This window comes from Pseudomonas sp. ZL2, from assembly GCF_054788455.1.
On sequence record NZ_JBGOGX010000011.1, the window covers coordinates 59,922 to 79,688 of the forward strand.

Below are 19,767 nucleotides of genomic sequence, written 5' to 3' on the forward strand. Positions count from 1 at the left end.
TTGCAGCTTGAGGCTTGTAGCTTGCAGCTACCTATATCTCTACCTGTGTACCCAGCTCGATCACCCGGTTCAACGGCAAATTGAAGAACCTCAGATTGCCGTTGGCATTCTTCAGCAAAAAGGCAAACAACAGCCCCCGCCAACGCGCCATGCCCACCAGCCGCGACGCAATCACCGTCTCGCGGCTGAGGAAGTAGGTGGTACGCATCGGGCTGAAATCCAACCCCTCAAGATGGCAGAGCTTCAACGCCGCTGGCACATCCGGCTCGTCCATGAAGCCAAAGTGCAACAGCACCCGGTAGAAACCCTCGCCATATGCCTCGACTTCAAAGCGTTCCTGCGCCGGTACCCGCGGCGTATCCTCACTGACCACGGTCAGCAGCACCACCTGCGAATGCAGCACCTGGTTGTGCAGCATGTTGTGCAGCAAGGCATGTGGCACCGCATCCGGGCGCGCAGTGAGGAACACCGCAGTTCCCTCGACCCGATGCGGCGGCTGCACGCGAATGCTGCCGATGAACAGCGGCAACGGCAGGCTGCCTTCGTCCAGGCGCTCGACCAGGATCTGCTTGCCGCGCTTCCAGGTGGTCATCAGGACGAACAGGACAATCCCCGCCAGCACCGGAAAGGCCCCGCCCTGCACCACTTTCGGCACGTTGGCGGCGAAGAACAGGCCATCGACAAAGAGAAAGCCCAACAGGATCGGTACCGCCAGCAGCGGCGGCCACTTCCACAGCAGCAACATCACCGTGGACACCAGCAAGGTGGTCATCAACATGGTCCCGGTCACCGCCACGCCGTAGGCCGAGGCCAGCGCCCCGGAGGATTCGAACCCAAGCACCAGAAGAATCACCCCGATCATCAGCGACCAGTTCACTGCCCCGATGTAGATTTGCCCCTGCTCGTCACTGGAGGTGTGCTGGATCTGCATGCGCGGCACATAGCCAAGCTGGATCGCCTGGCGGGTCAGGGAGAAGGCCCCGGAAATCACCGCCTGGGAGGCGATCACCGTGGCCAGGGTGGACAAACCGACCAACGGTATCAGCGCCCAGTTCGGCGCCAGCAAGTAGAACGGGTTGCGCGCCGCCTCCGGGTTCTGCAGCAGCAAGGCACCCTGGCCGAAGTAGTTGAGCACCAGCGCCGGCAGCACCAGGGCGAACCAGGCGCGGGCAATGGGTTTACGGCCGAAGTGGCCCATGTCGGCGTACAGTGCTTCGGCGCCAGTCAGTGCCAGCACCACGGCGCCGAGAATCGCCACGCCCATGCCTGGGTGGACGATAAAGAAGCGCACCGCCCAGACCGGGTTGAAAGCCTTGAGCACCTCAGGGCTCTGGATGATGCCATGCACACCCAAGGCGCCGAGCACCACGAACCAGGTGACCATCACCGGCCCGAAGAGGATGCCGATGCGCGCCGTACCGTGCTTCTGGATCAGGAACAACGCCACCAGCACGATCAACGCCACCGGAATGACCCAGTGATCGATGCCGTCGAAGGCCAGTTCCAGACCCTCCACCGCCGACAGTACCGAAATCGCCGGAGTGATCATGCTGTCGCCGTAGAACAGCGCCGCGCCGATCAGCCCACAGCCGACCATCAGCACCTTGAGTTTCGGGTAGGGCGCCGAGGCCCGCCGGGCCAGGGCGGTAAGGGCCATGATGCCACCTTCACCCTGGTTGTCGGCGCGCAGGATGAACAGCACGTACTTGACCGACACCACCCAGATCAGCGACCAGAGGATCAACGCCAGGATGCCCAGCACGCCGTCATGGTTGACCGGCACGCCATAACCGCCGGAAAAAACTTCCTTGAGGGTATACAGGGGGCTGGTGCCGATATCGCCGTACACCACCCCTACGGCTGCCACCAACAGGCTCAGCGGCTTTGCCGACGAATGCCCGCTATCGGTCTGACTGCTTGCCTGAACCATCCACCACTCCCGCAACCAAGACCCTTGAGGCCGGTAAGATTCGCGCCAGACGCTATGATTTCTGCTATCGCGCCGCCGGCACTGTCAGGGCCCGATGCAAACGCAGGCATATCGCCGCGAAGCATAGCTGAGCGTTCGTCGTATTTCTGCTGGTCAAGTGACTTTGCGCTCGCTAGAATTGCGCACTTTTTGATCAGAGGCGCCCAAAGCGCCCATCAGGTTTGCCCGCCTGTCCGGCCAGGCAAGCCCTTCAACACCGAGGTTAGTCATGTCCACCACCCCTACGCCCACCACGCCCAAGGTCGGCTTCGTTTCCCTGGGTTGCCCCAAGGCCCTGGTCGATTCCGAGCGCATCCTGACCCAGCTGCGCATGGAAGGCTATGAAGTCGTGCCCACCTACCAGGACGCCGACGTGGTGGTGGTCAACACCTGCGGCTTCATCGACAGCGCCAAGGCCGAATCCCTGGAAGTGATTGGCGAAGCCATCAAGGAAAACGGCAAGGTCATCGTCACCGGCTGCATGGGTGTCGAGGAAGGCAGCATCCGTGACGTGCACCCGAGCGTGCTCTCGGTGACCGGTCCGCAGCAGTACGAGCAGGTGGTCAATGCCGTGCATGAAGTCGTGCCGCCGCGCCAGGACCACAACCCGCTGATCGACCTGGTGCCACCACAGGGCATCAAGCTGACTCCGCGCCACTATGCCTACCTGAAGATTTCCGAAGGCTGCAACCACAGCTGCAGCTTCTGCATCATCCCCTCGATGCGCGGCAAGCTGGTCAGCCGCCCGGTCGGCGAAGTGCTGAGCGAGGCCGAGCGCCTGGTCAAGGCCGGGGTCAAGGAAATCCTGGTGATCTCCCAGGACACCAGCGCCTACGGCGTCGACGTCAAGTACAAGACCGACTTCTGGAACGGCCGTCCGGTCAAGACGCGCATGCTCGAGCTGTGCGAAGCGCTGAGCAGCCTGGGCGCCTGGGTGCGCCTGCACTATGTGTACCCGTACCCGAACGTCGACGACGTGATCCCGCTGATGGCTGCCGGCAAGATCCTGCCGTACCTGGACATCCCGTTCCAGCACGCAAGCCCCAAAGTGCTCAAGTCGATGAAGCGTCCGGCCTTCGAAGACCGCACTCTGGCGCGCATCAAGAACTGGCGCGAGCAGTGCCCTGAGCTGGTCATCCGTTCGACTTTCATCGTCGGCTTCCCGGGTGAAACCGAAGAAGACTTCCAGTATCTGCTCGACTGGCTGACCGAAGCCCAACTTGATCGCGTCGGCTGCTTCCAGTACTCGCCAGTTGAAGGCGCCCCGGCCAACGACCTGGGTCTGGATGAAGTCCCGGACGACATCAAGCAGGAGCGCTGGGACCGCTTCATGGCCCACCAGCAGGCCATCAGCACCGCGCGACTGCAACTGCGCATCGGCAAGGAAATCGACGTGCTGATCGATGAAGTTGAAGAAGAAGGCTCGGTTGGCCGCAGCTTCTTCGATGCCCCGGAAATCGACGGCAACGTGTTCATCGACGGCAACCACGGCTTCAAGCCGGGTGACACGGTACGCTGCCGGGTGACCGACGCCGACGAGTACGACATGTGGGCCGAACCGATCTGATTCGGCGCCGATAAAAAAAGCCCTGCCAGCAATGGCGGGGCTTTTTTTTGCAACTATGGTTTCTTCAGTTGCCCCGAGGAGACCACCGCAATGCGCAGGCATATGACCGTGCAGACCCCTGGCCTGCGTGACTACCCGGAGCTGGCGCGGGTGTGGGAAGCGTCCGTGCGTGCCACCCATGACTTTCTCCCCGACAGTTACATCTGCCTGCTGCGCGAGCTGCTGCTCAGCCAGTACCTGGACGCGGTGATGCTGATCTGCTGTAAAGATACCAGGCAGCGTGTCCATGGCTTTGCCGGGGTCGCCGGCGGGCGCGTGGAGATGCTCTTCATCGACCCCGAGATGCGCGGCCAGGGCCTGGGCTCGCGACTGCTGCGGGTGGCCATCGATGAACTGCACGCCGAGCAACTGGACGTCAACGAGCAGAACGCCCAGGCCCTGGGCTTCTACCTGCGCCAGGGCTTCGAGGTGGTGGGCCGCTCAGAAACGGACGGCATGGGCCAGCCCTATCCCCTACTTCACATGAGGCTGATTCGTACGCAGTCTGCCCGCACCGGCTGAAGGTCTGTGTAATCCCTCTCTGAAAAATGACGAAACTGCAGATTAATGGCCGGATCAACGAATGTTCCCGGCCCCAACCCCGCCGGGGCAGTTACAATGGGCACCTTTCCCTGTGTCTACGGCTGTCGTCATGTCTGAACCCATTCGCCTTTCCAAACGCCTTATCGAACTGGTCGGTTGCTCCCGGCGGGAGGCCGAGCTGTACATCGAGGGCGGCTGGGTCACGGTGAACGGCACCGTGATCGACGAGCCGCAGTTCAAGGTCACCGAGCACAAGGTCGAATTGCGCCAGGGCGCCAAGGCCGAAGCCCTGGAGCCGGTCACCCTGCTGCTCAACCAGCCCGCCGAGCTCGACCTCGACAGCGCCTGTGCCAGTATCAGCGCCGATAGCCTCTCGCAAGAGCACAGCTACAGCCGTCGCCCGCTCAAGGGCCACTTCGCCCGCCTGAGCTGCGCCGCCCCCTTGCAGCAAGGTGCCAGCGGCCTGCAGGTGTTCACCCAGGACTGGCGCGTGACCCGCAAGCTTGATGCCGACCTGGCCAAGCTCGAACAGGAATACATCGTCGAAGTCAGCGGCGAAATGATTGCCCACGGCCTGGAGCGCCTGAACCGTGGCTTCAACTGGAAAGGCAACGAACTGCCGAAGATCAAGGCCAGCTGGCAGAACGAAACGCGCCTGCGCATGGTCCTGAAAAACCCGCCAGCCGGGCTCATCAACCTGCTCTGCAGCAGTGTTGGGGTCACGCCGGTGAGCATGCGCCGGATTCGCCTGGGCGGGGTCGCCATGAGCAAGCTGCCACTGGGCCAGTGGCGCTACCTGGCAACCAGCGAAAGATTCTAAGCAACACGGCGCCGTCACCCAGACGGCGCCCCTGAACAGGATTGTCCCCATGATTCACAACGATGTACTGCGCAGCCTGCGCTACCTGCTGGACGTCAACGACGCCAAGCTCACCGATATCATCAAGTTGACCGGCTTCGAGGTGTCCCTCGCCGACATCGCCTCCTACCTCAAGAAGGAAGACGAAGAAGGCTTCGTGCGCTGCCCGGACGAAGTCATCGCTTACTTTCTCGACGGCCTGGTGATCTTCAAGCGCGGCAAGGACGACAGCCGCCCGCCACTGCCCATCGAACTGCCGGTGACTAACAACATCGTCATGAAGAAGCTGCGCGTGGCTTTCGAGCTGAAGGAAGACGACCTGCATGCGATCCTCAAGGCCGCCGACTTCCCTGTATCGAAACCGGAGCTCAGCGCCCTGTTCCGCAAAGTCGGCCATAACAACTACCGCCCATGCGGCGACCAGTTGCTGCGCAACTTCCTCAAGGGCCTGACCCTGCGGGTTCGTGGCTGATTCCCCGATGAACTACAGCGTTGCACCAATCGGCCACGTTCGCTCCTGTTTCAAGGAAAAGTTCGCCATTCCGCGCCAGCCACAACTGGCACCGGCTGCCCGTGGGGTATTGGAGTTGCTGCCGCCCTACGACAACGGCGAGGCCGTGGCCGGGCTGGAGCAGGTCAGCCATGTCTGGCTGCTGTTCCTGTTCCACCAGGCCCTGGAAGACAAGCCACGGCTGAAGGTGCGCCCGCCACGGCTGGGCGGCAACAAGTCCATGGGCGTGTTCGCCACCCGGGCTACCCACCGGCCCAACGGTATTGGTCAGTCGGTGGTCAGGCTGGAGAAGGTCGAGGCCGGTCGCTTGTGGTTGTCTGGTATCGACCTGCTCGATGGCACGCCGGTGCTCGATATCAAACCCTACGTGCCCTACGCCGATTCGGTGGCCGGAGCGGTCAACCTCATGGCTGATGCGCCGCCTGCGCCGATTGCGGTGAGCTGGAGCGATACTGCCCTGTCCCAGGCACGCGAGCACGCCCTGCGCCTCGCCGAGCCACTGGTGGAGCTGATTGAACAATGCCTGGCCCAGGACCCGCGCCCGGCCTACCAGGTACCGCCACCCGAGCGCGTGTACGGGGTCAAGTTCTGGGATGTACAGGTGCGCTGGCACTACCCGCAGCCGGATCAGATCCGCCTGCTGGAAGTGGTGATGGACCAGTAGGGCACAAAAAAAGCAGGCCGAAGCCTGCTTTTTTTGTTTTCAGCGCCGCTTACTTCTCGACGAATGCACGCTCGATCAGGTAATCACCCGGCTCGCGCATACGCGCCGAGATCTTCAGGCCGAAGCTGTCGAGCACTTCGCTGGTCTCGTCGAGCATGCTCGGGCTACCGCAGATCATCGCTCGGTCGTCCTGCGGGTTGATCGGTGGCAGGCCGATGTCGCTGAACAGCTTGCCACTGCGCATCAGGTCGGTCAGGCGACCCTGGTTTTCGAACGGCTCGCGGGTTACGGTCGGGTAGTAGATCAGCTTGTCACGCAGCGCCTCGCCGAAGAATTCGTTCTGCGGCAGGTGCTCGGTGATGAATTCGCGGTAGGCGACCTCGTTGACGTAGCGTACGCCGTGGACCAGGATCACTTTCTCGAAACGCTCGTAGGTTTCCGGGTCCTGGATGACGCTCATGAACGGCGCCAGGCCAGTACCGGTGCTGAGCAGGTACAGGTGCTTGCCCGGGTTCAGGTCGTCGAGTACCAAAGTACCGGTAGGCTTCTTGCTGATGATGATCTCATCGCCTTCCTTCAGGTGCTGCAGCTGGGAGGTCAGCGGGCCGTCCGGCACCTTGATGCTGAAGAACTCCAGATGCTCTTCCCAGTTCGGGCTGGCAATCGAGTAGGCGCGCATGAGCGGGCGGCCATTTGGCTGTTGCAGGCCGATCATCACGAACTGACCGTTCTCGAAGCGCAGGCCCGGGTCGCGGGTGCACTTGAAGCTGAACAGGGTGTCGTTCCAGTGGTGAACACTGAGGACACGTTCGTGGTTCATGTTGCTCATGTACGGGCTCCTGAAGAAAAACGCGGCGCTAAGCGAGAGCGCGATTGCGCAATAGTCTAGTGCCAGCGACAATATCTGTTAAATGAATTATCAAGATATGTCTTATCGGTTATATAGATATGCGATTTACCCTTCGTCAGCTCCAGGTGTTCGTTGCCGTCGCCCAGTACCAAAGCGTCTCGCGGGCCGCTGGGATACTGGCGTTATCGCAGTCGGCCGCCAGTACATCGATCACTGAACTTGAGCGCCAGTCCAGCTGCCAGCTGTTCGACCGCGCCGGTAAACGCCTGAGCCTCAACGCCTTGGGCCATCAACTGCTGCCCCAGGCGGTGGCCCTGCTCGACCAGGCCAAGGAAATCGAGGACCTGCTCAATGGCAAGTCGGGTTTCGGCTCGCTGGCGGTGGGCGCGACCCTGACCATCGGCAATTACCTGGCCACCCTGTTGATCGGCAGCTTCATGCAGATTCACCCGGAAAGCCAGGTCAAGCTGCATGTACAGAACACTGCGCATATCGTGCAACAGGTTGCCCATTACGAAATTGATCTGGGTCTAATCGAAGGCGACTGCAACCATCCGGATCTGGAAGTCCAGCCCTGGGTCGAAGATGAACTGGTGGTGTTCTGCGCACCCCAGCACCCGCTGGCCAAACGCGGCCAGGCAAGCATGGAAGAGTTGACCTACGAGGCCTGGATCCTGCGCGAACAAGGCTCCGGCACGCGCCTGACCTTTGATCAGGCCATGCGTCACCACCGCTCGAACCTCAACATCCGCCTGGAGCTGGAACACACCGAGGCGATCAAACGGGCGGTCGAGTCGGGCCTGGGCATTGGCTGCATCTCGCGCCTGGCCCTGCGCGACGCATTTCGTCGCGGCAGCCTGGTGCCGGTGGAAACCCCCGAACTGGACCTGGCCCGGCAGTTCTTCTTCATCTGGCACAAGCAGAAGTACCAGACTTCCGCCATGCGCGAGTTTCTTGAACTGTGCAGAAGCTTTACCGCAGGCGTCAGCCGCAGCGACGAGATCGTCCTGCCGACCATTGCTTAAAGCAGGATCACCGCCCAGACCAGGCCGACCATGCTCAGGGCGACGAACTGGGCAGCACTGCCCATGTCCTTGGCATTTTTCGACAACGGGTGGCGATCGAGGGAAATACGATCGATCGCTGCCTCCACCGCCGAATTCAGCAGTTCGACAATCAGGCCCAGCAAGCACACCGCGATCAGGATCGCCCGCTCGGCGCGGCTGACATCCAGCCAGAACGCCACCGGGATCAGCAAGACGTTGAGCAGCACCAGCTGCCGGAACGCAGCCTCGCCAGTGAAAGCGGCGCGCAGGCCGTCAAACGAATAGCCCGCGGCATTGAAAATACGTTTAAGGCCGGTCTGGCCCTTGAAAGGCGACGACATAGAAGATCACTTATTCCACTGAAAGCGCTGCAGCCTAGTGTAGATCGGGTTAAAAAAGCGTGAAGGCCAATGGCCTTAACTGGCTGAAACCGATTCCAGTTGTTGCAGCAGCAAGGCGGCCTGGGTACGGGTACGAACGCCGAGCTTGCGGAAGATCGCCGTGACATGGGCCTTGATAGTCGCTTCCGACACGTTAAGCTCGTAAGCGATCTGCTTGTTCAGCAAGCCCTCACAGACCATGGTCAGCACCCGGAACTGTTGCGGCGTCAGGCTCGCAAGGCCTTCACTGGCGGCCTTGGCCTCGGCGGACACGTCGACTTTCTCGAAGGCCTGCGGCGGCCACCAGACCTCACCATCAAGGACCTTCTGCACGGCGTCCTGAATCACTTCCAGCGGGCTCGATTTGGGGATGAAACCACTGGCGCCGAACTCACGCGACTTGACCACGACTGCGGCTTCTTCCTGCGCCGAGACCATCACCACCGGAATCTGCGGATACTGCCCGCGCAACAGGACCAGCCCGGAGAACCCGTAGGCTCCAGGCATGTTCAGGTCCAGCAGCACCAGGTCCCAGTCGGACTTTTCAGTCAGGCGGGTTTCCAGTTCGGCGATGCTTGCCACTTCAACCAGACGTACATCCGGGCCCAGGCCCAGGGTGACGGCCTGGCGCAACGCACTGCGAAACAGCGGGTGGTCGTCGGCAATCAGGATTTCGTATGTGGCCATCGATCTAATGATCCTGTTCTGTGCAGGCGCAGGAAGGAAGAATAGGCGCCTGGCGGGCAACTCGAGGCTACGGCAACGCCGTAAGCCCAAAAGGCACATCGAGGCCAGGAAAAACAGCGTTTCAAGCCTTCGTCGTGCCCGAATCGGCGCCAAGGATGCCGAGCCTGGATCGGGTGGTCAAGTTCAATACCCGCCCCTGCTCGCCCCCCTGGCCACCAATCCGAGCATTATGCCGCAAAGTGCCGCGCCTGCCCCTTGTACTATAGGAAGGTATGCAAACGCTGGTGCACGGTGTCCTGTTCATCCAGCGGCAATTGATGCTTGGCACTCAGGTAATGGGTGGTGAACACGTCCAGGTAGGCGTCCAGCGCCTCGGCAGCGCGTTGATCACCCGCCAGTTCCAGGCACATGGCCGCCACTTCGGCGGTGCAAAAGTGATCGTCACGCTTGGAGCGGCGCAGGCGATAGCGCGAAATCTGCTCCGGTTGCAGGCTCAGTACCGGAAAACGGTTCAGGTACGGGCTCTTGCGAAACATCTTGCGGGCTTCGGTCCAGGTGGCGTCCAGCAGGATGAACAGCGGACGCTTGCCCGGTACGCGCGCCACCTCGTTGACCACCCGCCCAGGCTCGACGAACTCGCCGGGGAAGACAATGTAAGGCTGCCAGTGCGGCTGCTCGAGCAAGGCCAGCAAGGACTCGTCGACGGCCGTACGCTGCCAGCCGAATGCCGAGGTGTCGGCAATCAGGTCGGCGATCAGCCAGCCGGTATTGGTCGGTTTGAGTGGCTCGGTGTCATGCATCAGCAGGCACATGCCTGAATCGGCCGGCACTTGCGGGCGCCAGGCACACAGGCAATAGCTGAAAATCACCCGGCATTGAGGACAGCGCGGCGCCCGGGAGCCGCGGGCAACGAAGGGTTTGACACTGCGCGCCAGGCGTTCGGCGCGCAGGCGCGATACGGCATGGCTCATGACTGGGCACAACGTGGGCAAGAAAGGGATGGCACTGCTCGGACTCGGCAAGACAGGAAACCCGCACAGTTTACCAGAGCCTGCCTACTGGTTGACGGGATTTGCCGTGCAGCTCTAGCGCCGACTCCCTATAATCCTCAACCTGTCGCTACCCGCTGGCATTGCCGTTGCGCCCGTGACGGAACACCGTGCGCCGTTGTTGGTCCAATTGCCAGTTACCGAACCAGGAGAGATTCATGCTGCGTTTCATCGCCCCGTCCCTGAGCCTGTTGCTCGCCCTGCCACTGGCGGCAAATGCTGCGTCCAAGCAGGAATACGAGCTGAGCCAGATGCTGCAAAAAGTTGCCAAGCAGAGCAGCGTTGGCACGCCGCGGGCGATCAACGAAGACATCCTCGACCAGGGCTACACCGTCGAAGGCAAACAGCTGATCAATCACCTGAGTGTGCTCCCCAGCCATGCGCAAAAAATGCAGGCCGACCCGAACAGGGTGCGCAGCCAGTTGGGTGACAGCGTGTGCAAGAACTCCGGCTTTCGCCAGTTGCTCGCCAAAGGCGCGGTGCTGACCTACCGCTTCACCGAGTACAAAACCAACCGCCCGGTTAGCGAACAGGCATTCAATGCCGCCAGCTGTGGCCTGAAAATCCAGAAATAACTGTTTTAGGCCACTCGCTCCCTGTCGCGCCGCTGTTTTTCATCGGCGCGCAGTTCGGCCACCAGCGCCTGGATATACCGCGAGTGCCGCTCCCCTCCCCCCAGCCGTCGCAGGCACTCCTGTTCAAGGCTCAGGTTATTGGCCTGCGCCGCGCGCTCAAGCATCCGGTACAGCTGCTCGTCGAGCTCTAGGTTAAGCCGTTGCATGCTGCAGCCTCCCTGCACCGCGACTGTCGCTCTGGACTTTCAGTTAACCAGACCCACGCAATGATTGGATCCTGGCTGACGAGCGGTCCCTGCTCATGCCCGGTTCAGAGCGGATCATCCTGCATAAACACGCGCCAGGGTCTAGATTGATAGCAACCACCCTGTATTTTTCGGGCAAGCAAAGGGGGTTGCCCATTGCTGCTATGCGTTGCACTTGAAGACATGAAGAACAATAAGTTGTATGCACCCATTACCACTGCACTGAGACCTTGCAGGTCTACTGCAATGCTCGGGGGCCACACTCGAGCCACGGCAGCCAGCGACACATGCAGTGTCGCGGCCGGGCAGCCCATTGCCACCCGGTCAGAGGTTTTGCTGCAGAAGGAGACGTTTGAATGCCTTACCAACCGAACGAACTGCTATCGAGTCACTTCAGGAACAACGGAATCGACCTGAGCAAGATTGAAGAACAACTGAACCTGGTCGCGCCCAACAGCCCCAACCTGCCGCTGTACCGCGACATGATGCTGACCGTCCTGCGCATGGCCCATGACGACCGCAACCGCTGGAACGCCAAGATCACCCTGCAAGCCCTGCGCGAGCTTGATCACGCCTTTCGCACCCTTGAACAGTACAAGGGGCGCCGCAAGGTCACGGTGTTTGGCTCGGCTCGAACACCCATTGAACACCCGATGTATGCCCTGGCCCGAGAACTTGGCGCAACCCTGGCACGCTCCGACCTGATGGTGATTACCGGCGCCGGTGGCGGCATCATGGCCGCCGCCCATGAAGGCGCAGGGGTGGAACACAGCCTGGGCTTCAACATCACCCTACCCTTCGAGCAACATGCCAACGCCACTGTGGACGGCACCGACAAGTTGCTGCCGTTTCATTTCTTCTTCATTCGCAAGCTGTTCTTCGTCAAGGAGGCCGACGCCCTGGTCCTGTGCCCAGGCGGGTTCGGTACCCTGGATGAAGCCCTGGAAGTACTGACCCTGATCCAGACCGGCAAAAGTCCGCTGGTGCCGGTAGTACTGCTGGATTCGCCAGGCGGCACCTTCTGGCAGGAAGCCCTGAATTTCATCACCCGCCAACTGGAAGAGAACCGCTACATCCTGCCCAGCGACATGAAACTGCTGCGCCTGGTGTACACCGCCGACGAAGCGGTGGAAGAAATCAACCAGTTCTACAGTAACTACCACTCCAGCCGCTGGCTGAAGAACCAGTTTGTGATCCGCATGCAGCATCCGCTCAGTGAAGCGGCATTGTTTGATTTGCAGGAAGGGTTTGCCGATTTGCGCCTGAGCGGCAACTTTCATCAGCACGCCTACGGAGGCGAGCAGCATGACGAAGCCCGCTTCAGTCATTTGACACGCCTGGCCTTTGCCTTTAACGGACGCGATCAGGGACGCCTGCGCGAACTGGTGGACTTCATCAACCTGTCGGAGAACTGGGCCAAGCCGGAGCCCATGCACACCACCCAACGGGCACGTGAAGCGCTGAAAGTCACCTGAGCCGTCAGTCGTCCAGCCCTCGGCCGCTCAACAGGCGGCCGACCGACTCCATGGAGAAGCCACGGTAAACCAGAAAACGGGTTTGCTGTGCGCGGCTGCGCGGATCGACAGGTAACTGGCCGGCAAACTTGCGCTGCCAGACATCCAGTAACCGGGCCGACCAGTCCACCCCGCATTCACGCAGGGCCTGGTCGATATCACCACGGTGCAGCCCGCGCTGGCCCAGCTCTTCACGAATACGCGCAGGGCCATAGCCCGAGCGTGAACGGTAGCTGATGAAGCTTTCCAGGTAACGGGCTTCACTGAGCAGGCCCTCTTCCGTCAGACGGTCGAGCTCCTGATCAATCAATTCGGGGGGAGCGCCGCGCTGACGCAACTTGCGCGTCAGCTCGACTCGACCGTGCTCGCGACGTGCGAGCAGGTCCATGGCTGTCCGCCTTACGGCGACGGGGGTATCGAGTACGGCGGACATGGGGGCGATCAGTAGGCGTCAGCTTCGGCCACATCGTCTTCAGGCTCAGCAGTAACCGCAGCAGCTTTGCCAGCCGCTTCAACGGCACCGGCATTCAGCAGCTTGTCGCGGATCTGCTTCTCGAGAGTCGCGGCGATTTCCGGGTTCTCCTGGAGGAACTTGGCCGAGTTGGCCTTGCCCTGACCGATCTTGCTGCCCTGGTAGCTGTACCAGGCACCGGCTTTTTCCAGGAAGCCGTGCAGCACGCCGAGGTCGATGATTTCGCCGTTGCGGTAGATGCCCTTGCCGTAGAGGATCTGGAACTCAGCCTGACGGAATGGCGGTGCCACCTTGTTCTTGACGATTTTGACCCGGGTTTCGCTGCCGACCACTTCGTCGCCTTCCTTCACCGCGCCGGTACGGCGGATGTCGAGACGGACCGAAGCATAGAACTTCAGCGCGTTACCACCGGTGGTGGTTTCCGGGCTGCCAAACATCACGCCGATTTTCATGCGGATCTGGTTGATGAAGATCACCAGGCAGTTGGCATTCTTGATGTTACCGGTGATTTTACGCAGCGCCTGGGACATCAGACGAGCCTGCAGGCCCACGTGCATGTCGCCCATTTCGCCTTCGATCTCGGCCTTGGGTACCAGGGCTGCCACGGAGTCGACGATGATCACGTCAACAGCGTTGGAGCGCACCAGCATGTCGGTGATTTCCAGGGCCTGTTCGCCGGTGTCCGGCTGCGAGACCAGCAGGTCGTCGACGTTGACGCCCAGCTTGCCGGCGTATTCCGGGTCCAGGGCGTGCTCGGCGTCGACGAAGGCACAGGTAGCGCCAGCTTTCTGTGCCTGGGCAATCACCGACAGGGTCAGGGTGGTTTTACCGGACGACTCAGGGCCGTAGATTTCGACGATACGACCTTTTGGCAGACCGCCAATGCCCAGGGCAATGTCCAGGCCCAGGGAGCCGGTGGAAATGGCCGGAATCGCCTGGCGCTCGTGATCGCCCATGCGCATGACCGCGCCTTTACCGAATTGACGCTCGATTTGCCCCAGGGCCGCAGCCAAGGCGCGCTTCTTGTTGTCGTCCATTGAAGTCCTCACGTAATCGATAGGGCCTGACGGCCAGAACACCTGTATAAGTAGCCAGTATTATTCCACAGGGTTTTCTTCCCGCCTACCCCCGATGTGCGATTTACTCTGCACCAAGCTGTAACAAGCCCTCTAGCGCGGCGATTACCGTTTGTCGGCGAACCGCGTCACGGTCGCCGTCGAAGTGCCTGCGCTCGCTGCTGACATCGCTGCCATCGGCCCAGGCCAGCCATACCGTACCCACCGGTTTCGTCGGCGAGCCGCCATCAGGCCCGGCCACGCCGCTGACCGCCACGGCAAAACGCGCGCCACTGGCGGCCTGGGCGCCACGGACCATGGCCTCGACCACTTCCTGGCTGACCGCCCCTACTTGAGCGAACAGCGCCTCGGGCACCGCCAGCTGGCGGGTCTTCTGGCTGTTGGAATAAGTCACGTAACCGGCCTCGAACCAGGCCGAGCTGCCCGGAATGCGGGTAATGGCCTCGGCAATGCCACCACCGGTGCAGGATTCGGCCGTAGTCACCTGGGCATTGAAGCGGCGCAGATGTTCCCCCAGGCGGGCGGACAGTGCAGTGATCGGGTCCATGACAAGCTCCTTGTTCAGTGCAGATGCTTGCGCCGCGCCAGTACCTCACGAGGGAAGCGAAACAGCAGGTTGTAACTGAAGAATGCCATCACATAGAACGCCAACAGTGACAGCATCGCGACAAATGGAAAGAACGCCACGCTCAACCCGAAAAAGCGAAATTTCCTCGAGTGAGTGGCAAAGTCGGTGAACGTAAAATAGTTCTGGTAGATCAGAAAAGCATCCAGCAGCACACAACCCAAGGCGATCACGGCATATTTGCCGATAGAGACCTGAGGAGGCGCAGCCGGCTGCAGCCGCGATCGCCTCATGATACCTACCGTGATCCACAAGGAGAAAACCGGAGCCGCCACGGCAATGTAGTTGCCGATTGCCTTGGCCGTCAGCGGGAAGAGCGACGACCAGACACCCACCTGGCCAAACAAACAGCCATCGAGAAATCGGTCAAGCTCGAAGTAGAAGCCCTCATGTGCCTCGGCAGGTACCCGCCAGGCCAACAGCAAGATCGGTAGCAGGCTGACGGCAATCAGCAGGTACGGGATATGCAGGTAGGCCCCCTGCTGTTCGCTCCCTTTCAGCACATTCATCCTTCAATCCGCCCTTTCATTTGCTCGTCAGGGTGCTACTGCATTGAGCACCATCTGATTGAATGACTCCATTGCCTGCGCATCGATATAAGACGAAACGGCAGCCAGAATCACCCCCGTGGCAATGATACCCGCACCAGCGGCCAAGCCGGGTGCCAGCACCAGCGCCAGGCCCGCCCCCAGCACTGCACCGGCGGCAGCCCCCACCAGCGTACCCACGGCAATGCTTTCAAGCTCGAGAAAAAACGGTTTCCATTCACCGCTGCTGAAACCGCTGGCCGCCTTCTGCGCCAGGGTCGTTGCCTGGACCACTTTACCGGTGACGCCAAAGGCCTTGCCCAAGCGTTGCAGGTTGTCGGCATAGGTTGCCGCATCCAGGGCGTTGAGGGCCTGGGCGATGGTGGCGGTGTCCTTCTGGTTCATCTTGAAGCCCGGGTTGCGCGTGAGTTTTTCAAACGCCTGCATGGCTTGATCGTAGCTTTTGACCGTCTTGCCAGCGATGCCTTGCTTCAGTTCCTCTGCAGCCTTGCCCATCTGTGTGCCGAAGCGGCTGGAGACTTCCTTGCCGACATCACTGGCAAAGGCCAACGCACTTTTGTACGCCTCCTGCTCCGCGACCTCGCGCGCTTGCGCCTGCAGCTTGTCGAGCTTTTCCTGAAGCATGGCATTGGCACTGAGGTCGACATGCAGGCTCAAGCCAGCGGTCAGCACGTCCAGTACCTGGTCGATGGCAGGCGGGATCTGCTCGTCGTCGAGGGTTTTCAACTCAGCGACCATCTTGTCGATGTTGCGCTCAAGCAGCTCGCTGCCGGGCGAGGTGGACAGACGCAGGCGGTTGAACTTGATCAGTTCATCGCGCTTGGCCATCATCCCTTTCACCGCACTGACGGAGCGTTCAAGCTTTTGTGCCGGGCTCAGGGCAGCATCACTGCCTGCCGCGGCTTCGGCGGCTTTTTGCTCGGCGTCGAGGGTAGCCGGCAGGTTGCGCTCCTTGACCACGAAACTGCCGCGAATCTCGTCGCGCACTTCCAGGATCTGGTAGGGAAGAATGCCCCAGACCCCGACGCCAACATCGTAGTAGGCGTCGATACTGGGCCAGCCGTCCCCGGACAACACCGATTCGACGATGGTGGAGTTGAACACCACCGCGCCATTGAACGCCGGGCCGGCGGTTTTGCTGACGCCGTCGATCGATACCGACACGGAACCGACCACGGAGCTGATATCACCAGCGCCCCAGAAGCCGCCGAGTATCCCGCCACTACCGGCACCACCACTGCCGTTGCCGGTGTTGCCCGGCGGAATGCCACGATCGACAACAATATTTTTTTCACCCATTACAAAGTCCTTTTCGTTGAAACGTCATTAAATAGATGTGCGTTCAGCGCACCAGCCCGCGCACGTACGCCTGGCAAGCGCGCAAGGCGATCAGTCCGCGGTCACCGTCTTCGGTGATGGCGATAATTCGTCGAGCATGCGCCGGGTCAAGTCGGGCGCGTACGGGGTCATGATCCACGCTGCCGGTGCCGGCGGTGGCAGGCAGGCCGGCGCAACCGGCGGCGTCGCGCTCGACCAGGACCGACAGCCGCAGGTCAGCAGTAGCCAGGCGATCACGCAGGCGTGCCTGAGTCTGTTGGGCATCGAGTAGCTCCTGATAATGGTGTTGCTCACTGACCTCCAACCGTTGCGCCAGCCCCTGGCGTTGCAGGCGTTCGGCGACCAGTTGCGCGGCAGCGGATTCGGCCTGTGCTTGCCATTCCCGCCCATGCAGTTCGGCTTGCTCCGCCAATTGCCGGCCCATGCGCCAGCCCTGGACCTGCCAGGTCAGCGCACAGGCCAGCAGCGTCAGCAGCAGCAATGCTCCGAGCTGCAGGCGGTTCAACACAGCACCTCACGGGCCCGCGCCCAGAGTCTCAGGCGATCCTCCAGGCCGTTGAGCCCGCCATTGATATGCCGGGTGATACGATTGAATTCGCCGCGGTCTGCCAGTTGATTGAGGCCGCGCGAGTGCCAGAACCAGGCCGCCGACTCAGCCGCCCATTGCGGCTGTTCGAGCAGTTGCGGTTGCTTGAGCAGGCGCTCGTCACTGAACAGGGCCATGCTGCAGGCCCGATAGTTGTTGCGCCCGGTGACCTGGATCAGGCCGCGGCCGCAATACAGCTGGCCGTCGCCATCAGCTTCGGGGGTATTGCCCAGGCGCAGGGCCAGGGTGCCGGTGTCGTAGCGCGCCAGGTAGCGATCGTTGCCCAGCTCTTTCACATAGCGCAACTGGCCGGACTCATGCCCGATCTGGGCGAGGAAAGCCGCTTTGCGCCGCGGGGTGTCGATTTCCCAACGGGCCATGGCGACTTTCAACGCAGGAACGAAAACGCCCGCTTGCTGGCGGGCGTCGGGGAAAATCAATTTCAGCGTTTTTTCAGTTAGCTCCATAGATTCCTCACGCGTATTGCTAAGTCCATTCAACGGGAATCACCGCCCTTGCGCGGTCTGGCGCCCTTGGCCCGGGCCTTGCCCTGCTTGCCACCATTGCATTCGACCGTGGTCGTCCAGCCGGAAGCCGTGAACACCTGCTCCACCGACTCCACCAGGTACTCACCATCGAGTCCGATCTTGAAGCCCTTCAATTCCACGCTCCGCTCGGTAAACACATCTGTACGCCCGGGCATATCCAGACGGACACTGGCGGTACTGCGGTTGAGCGCCGCCAGCCTGGCTTTGGCCACCTGCTCGGCGGAGGCCTTGTCAGGGTAAAGGTGGCGGTCAGTGTGAACCGGCGCCATCCCCTGCGGCGTCTCGTCGTTCGCCAGGTCGACCACCACGAGCTGACCACTACGCTTGTCCTGATGGCGGGTCTGCACCGCCTTGTAAGTCCCCTTGTCGGCCAGGCGAAACTGCCAACGGGTGACGTCCGCACGACGCAGGCCAACCACGCCAAGCGCCTTGCCACTAGCGCTCTGCCCACCCTGACGCGGCAGCACCAGCAGGACGCCGTCGCCAATCTTGGCGGTGCAGTCGTACTGCTTGGCCAGGCGGGTGATGAAGTTGAAGTCCGACTCGTTGAGCTGATCGACCCGTAGCACCCTGGTCAACACCGGGCACGCCGGCTGCCAGCCGTTGCGTGCGGCAATGTCGCGCACGATCTGCTGCAACGGGATGCCCTCCCAGCTGCCGCTGCGCGTGGTCTTGCCGGTACCGCGCATGTCGCTGGCCTTGCCACGGATGACGATGCTGTCAGGCGGGCCGGATAACTCGACTTCATCCACCGTGTAGCGCCCCAGACGGGTCAACGTCTGACCGGCGTACCCCAGATGAACCTCGATGAGTGCCCCGCGTGCAGGCAAGGTAACCGCGCCATCGCGATCATCGATACGCAACTCGAAATCGTCCGACTCCATGCCAGGCTTGTCCGAGGTGCGCAGCAGCAATAAGCGATCATTGATTAGCGCAGTAATGTCGTTGCCATCGGCGACGATACGAAACACAGGTTGCATGGCTCATGCTCCAGAAAAGCAGACCCCGCACGAAGCGGGGTCTGCTGGTTGTACGCAAGTCCGGAGCGTCAGTCCCATAGCTGCACCGTGGCATTGGCAGCGTTGATCAGCTCTGGCAATTGAACCAGCACCCCGGCACGAAATGGCTGGGGTTCGTCGGCCAGCCCCTGATTGGCATTGAGCACCGTCTCGACGCTGCCATTGAGATGCCCGTAGTAGTGATGGCAAAGGGTGTCGAGCACGTCCCCTTCAGAGGTTCTGCAGGTCGTCGCCATAACTCACAAACTCCAATGTGAAACCCTGTTTTCGCGGGATGCCACCCGCCAGTAAGTTGCTCTGGTCTTCATCGATGCCGAGCAGGCACCAGTTGCCCAGCACCTCGCCGTAACCGGTGATCAGGCTCAGGGGACGTAACAGCCGTCCGATGCTGCGCAACGTCTGTAACTGGCCAAGGCCACCCTTGAAGGTCGGGAATATCGCCCCCCTGATATTAATTTTTTCCTCGCCAAGGCCCACCGCCTGCTGGGCAGCACTGCGCGTCAGGCGCTCCTGGCCGACCCAGCGAAAGCTGGTCTGGCGACGCAGCTCTTCGAAGGCCGCCGTATCGAGGTTGAAGTAGTAACCCGGCGACTCGCCATCCAGCGGTTGCAGGATCAACAAGTGCGGGAACGGTTTGACTGCCTCCGCAGCCGGTGTCACCTGGGGCGCAAAACTGCCGGTGGGCAGGATATTGCCCAGCGACGGGCTGATCTTGCCGGCAATTCGGTTGATCGTCGCCGCGGCCTTTGCAGCCTGCTCGCCGAATGCCTGAACCCGCTCCTGCACCTGCACCACCACGGCCAATCCCTGGTCGTATTTGGCCGAGACACGGTTGACGGTCGCTTGTGCGCTATGAATGGCGCGCATCGTACGTTGCAACTTTGCCCCGATGATCGGCCCGACAAAAGGGATGGCCTCAAGCTCGGCGACTGCGCCGCTGATGTCGCTGACAGCACCGTTCATGGGCGCCAGCATTTCATCGGCGCTCCGCCGCCCCGCCTGCCCTGCCGCCACCACGGAGCTCAGCGCCGACTGTAACTGCTGCATGTAGGTCATG

General features: G+C 61.4%; 24 protein-coding genes. 8 read left to right on the top strand and 16 right to left on the bottom strand.

From position 1 onward, the window contains the following. Positions 1–31: 31 nt before the first annotated feature. A complete protein-coding gene (locus ABM562_RS11210; protein WP_115088321.1) occupies positions 32–1,930 on the bottom strand; it encodes a potassium transporter Kup in 1,899 nt (632 codons plus the stop codon). 268 nt (positions 1,931–2,198) lie between these two features. Between ABM562_RS11210 and rimO the strand changes: the two genes are divergently transcribed. The 5 genes from rimO (at position 2,199) to tsaA (ending at position 6,152) form a co-directional block, all read left to right on the top strand. Continuing rightward, on the top strand, positions 2,199–3,536 hold the full coding sequence (rimO, locus tag ABM562_RS11215) for a 30S ribosomal protein S12 methylthiotransferase RimO (RefSeq protein WP_346616707.1): 1,338 nt from the start codon (positions 2,199–2,201) through the stop codon (positions 3,534–3,536). Between the two features lie 90 nt (positions 3,537–3,626). Further along, on the top strand, positions 3,627–4,097 hold the full coding sequence (locus ABM562_RS11220; protein ID WP_115088324.1) for a GNAT family N-acetyltransferase: 471 nt from the start codon (positions 3,627–3,629) through the stop codon (positions 4,095–4,097). A 130-nt stretch (positions 4,098–4,227) separates the two neighbouring features. After that, positions 4,228–4,938: an rRNA pseudouridine synthase gene (locus ABM562_RS11225; RefSeq protein ID WP_115088325.1), complete on the top strand. Its 711-nt coding sequence runs from the start codon at positions 4,228–4,230 to the stop codon at positions 4,936–4,938. Between the two features lie 49 nt (positions 4,939–4,987). Beyond that, positions 4,988–5,449: a YehS family protein gene (locus ABM562_RS11230; RefSeq protein WP_115088326.1), complete on the top strand. Its 462-nt coding sequence runs from the start codon at positions 4,988–4,990 to the stop codon at positions 5,447–5,449. Between the two features lie 7 nt (positions 5,450–5,456). Next, entirely contained in the window at positions 5,457–6,152 is a 696-nt protein-coding gene (tsaA, locus tag ABM562_RS11235; RefSeq protein WP_460421996.1) for a tRNA (N6-threonylcarbamoyladenosine(37)-N6)-methyltransferase TrmO, read from the top strand. Between the two features lie 49 nt (positions 6,153–6,201). On the opposite strand, the gene fpr is transcribed toward tsaA, so the two are convergent. Further along, positions 6,202–6,981, bottom strand: coding sequence for a ferredoxin-NADP reductase (gene fpr, locus ABM562_RS11240; RefSeq protein ID WP_003222277.1), 780 nt, complete (start codon positions 6,979–6,981; stop codon positions 6,202–6,204). 119 nt (positions 6,982–7,100) lie between these two features. On the opposite strand from fpr, the gene ABM562_RS11245 reads away from it, so the two are divergent. After that, entirely contained in the window at positions 7,101–8,027 is a 927-nt protein-coding gene (locus tag ABM562_RS11245) for a LysR family transcriptional regulator (protein ID WP_460421998.1), read from the top strand. Here ABM562_RS11245 and ABM562_RS11250 read toward each other — a convergent pair. The 3 genes from ABM562_RS11250 to ABM562_RS11260 all read right to left on the bottom strand — a co-directional run bounded on the left by ABM562_RS11250 (position 8,024) and on the right by ABM562_RS11260 (position 10,086). Continuing rightward, on the bottom strand, positions 8,024–8,389 hold the full coding sequence (locus ABM562_RS11250; protein WP_115088328.1) for a diacylglycerol kinase: 366 nt from the start codon (positions 8,387–8,389) through the stop codon (positions 8,024–8,026). The genes ABM562_RS11245 and ABM562_RS11250 overlap by 4 nt on opposite strands. 75 nt (positions 8,390–8,464) lie before the next feature. Then, complete coding sequence (erdR, locus tag ABM562_RS11255; protein WP_115088329.1) at positions 8,465–9,115, bottom strand: response regulator transcription factor ErdR; 651 nt, start codon at positions 9,113–9,115, stop codon at positions 8,465–8,467. 260 nt (positions 9,116–9,375) lie between these two features. Further along, on the bottom strand, positions 9,376–10,086 hold the full coding sequence (locus ABM562_RS11260) for a tRNA-uridine aminocarboxypropyltransferase (RefSeq protein WP_115088330.1): 711 nt from the start codon (positions 10,084–10,086) through the stop codon (positions 9,376–9,378). A gap of 236 nt (positions 10,087–10,322) precedes the next feature. On the opposite strand from ABM562_RS11260, the gene ABM562_RS11265 reads away from it, so the two are divergent. Beyond that, positions 10,323–10,739, top strand: a complete 417-nt coding sequence (locus ABM562_RS11265) for a quorum-sensing-regulated virulence factor family protein (RefSeq protein ID WP_115088331.1) — start codon at positions 10,323–10,325, stop codon at positions 10,737–10,739. Positions 10,740–10,744: 5 nt separating this feature from the next. On the opposite strand, the gene ABM562_RS11270 is transcribed toward ABM562_RS11265, so the two are convergent. Then, positions 10,745–10,945 carry a hypothetical protein gene (locus tag ABM562_RS11270; protein WP_115088332.1) on the bottom strand — a complete coding sequence of 67 codons (201 nt, stop codon included), beginning with the start codon at positions 10,943–10,945 and terminating at the stop codon, positions 10,745–10,747. Between the two features lie 395 nt (positions 10,946–11,340). Here ABM562_RS11270 and ABM562_RS11275 point away from each other — a divergent pair, with 395 nt between their 5' ends. After that, positions 11,341–12,459, top strand: coding sequence for an LOG family protein (locus ABM562_RS11275; protein WP_115088333.1), 1,119 nt, complete (start codon positions 11,341–11,343; stop codon positions 12,457–12,459). A 4-nt stretch (positions 12,460–12,463) separates the two neighbouring features. Here ABM562_RS11275 and recX read toward each other — a convergent pair whose 3' ends face one another. From recX to ABM562_RS11325, 10 genes are all read right to left on the bottom strand, one after another. Next, positions 12,464–12,931, bottom strand: coding sequence for a recombination regulator RecX (recX, locus tag ABM562_RS11280; protein ID WP_038996683.1), 468 nt, complete (start codon positions 12,929–12,931; stop codon positions 12,464–12,466). 8 nt (positions 12,932–12,939) lie between these two features. Continuing rightward, positions 12,940–14,007, bottom strand: coding sequence for a recombinase RecA (gene recA / locus ABM562_RS11285; RefSeq protein ID WP_115088334.1), 1,068 nt, complete (start codon positions 14,005–14,007; stop codon positions 12,940–12,942). Positions 14,008–14,110: 103 nt separating this feature from the next. Beyond that, positions 14,111–14,593, bottom strand: coding sequence for a CinA family protein (locus ABM562_RS11290; protein WP_115088335.1), 483 nt, complete (start codon positions 14,591–14,593; stop codon positions 14,111–14,113). A gap of 14 nt (positions 14,594–14,607) precedes the next feature. Next, entirely contained in the window at positions 14,608–15,180 is a 573-nt protein-coding gene (locus ABM562_RS11295; RefSeq protein WP_134063968.1) for a hypothetical protein, read from the bottom strand. A 27-nt stretch (positions 15,181–15,207) separates the two neighbouring features. Further along, the gene (locus ABM562_RS11300) at positions 15,208–16,518 is read right to left on the bottom strand and encodes a colicin-like pore-forming protein (protein WP_460422002.1); all 1,311 of its coding nucleotides are present in this window, start codon (positions 16,516–16,518) and stop codon (positions 15,208–15,210) included. A 43-nt stretch (positions 16,519–16,561) separates the two neighbouring features. Next, entirely contained in the window at positions 16,562–17,062 is a 501-nt protein-coding gene (locus tag ABM562_RS11305) for a lysis system i-spanin subunit Rz (protein ID WP_115088338.1), read from the bottom strand. Next, the gene (locus ABM562_RS11310) at positions 17,059–17,610 is read right to left on the bottom strand and encodes a glycoside hydrolase family 19 protein (protein WP_258578865.1); all 552 of its coding nucleotides are present in this window, start codon (positions 17,608–17,610) and stop codon (positions 17,059–17,061) included. Before ABM562_RS11310 ends, ABM562_RS11305 begins: the two co-directional genes overlap by 4 nt. 29 nt (positions 17,611–17,639) lie before the next feature. Further along, positions 17,640–18,671, bottom strand: coding sequence for a phage late control D family protein (locus ABM562_RS11315; RefSeq protein ID WP_258578864.1), 1,032 nt, complete (start codon positions 18,669–18,671; stop codon positions 17,640–17,642). A 68-nt stretch (positions 18,672–18,739) separates the two neighbouring features. Then, positions 18,740–18,946, bottom strand: coding sequence for a tail protein X (locus tag ABM562_RS11320; RefSeq protein WP_115088341.1), 207 nt, complete (start codon positions 18,944–18,946; stop codon positions 18,740–18,742). Beyond that, on the bottom strand, positions 18,921–19,766 hold the full coding sequence (locus ABM562_RS11325; protein ID WP_115088342.1) for a phage tail protein: 846 nt from the start codon (positions 19,764–19,766) through the stop codon (positions 18,921–18,923). The genes ABM562_RS11320 and ABM562_RS11325 overlap by 26 nt, the downstream gene beginning before the upstream one ends. Position 19,767 lies beyond the last annotated feature (1 nt).